Consider the following 289-nt stretch of genomic DNA (forward strand, 5'->3'; position numbering starts at 1 on the left):
CGGCCCGATGCCTCCAGACGGCGGTTGCCGGTCGCCAGGCCGGCCTTCTCGCGAGCGCTGCCCACTGCCTGCTGGATCCGGTGCTTCATCGTCATACCGGAGGAGTACCCAAAAATCAGCGACGCGTCGCGAAGTACGTCTCCAGGAGCCCCGCGCAATCCTCGACCAGCACGCCTCCGTGCACCTCGGGCCGGTGGTTGAGACGGCGGTCACGCACGACGTCCCACAACGACCCCACCGCGCCCGTCTTGGGCTCCCAGGCCCCGAACACCAGCCGGGCGATGCGGGC

General features: G+C 69.9%; 1 protein-coding gene. It reads right to left on the reverse strand.

From position 1 onward, the window contains the following. Positions 1-115 precede the first annotated feature (115 nt). The coding region (locus CCN39_RS51850; protein ID WP_491844424.1) for a tRNA-specific adenosine deaminase at positions 116-289 on the reverse strand (174 nt) is incomplete at its 5' end.

It is taken from the genome of Amycolatopsis kentuckyensis, from assembly GCF_002155975.1.
In the GTDB taxonomy this organism is placed as follows: Bacteria; Actinomycetota; Actinomycetes; order Mycobacteriales; family Pseudonocardiaceae; genus Amycolatopsis; species Amycolatopsis kentuckyensis.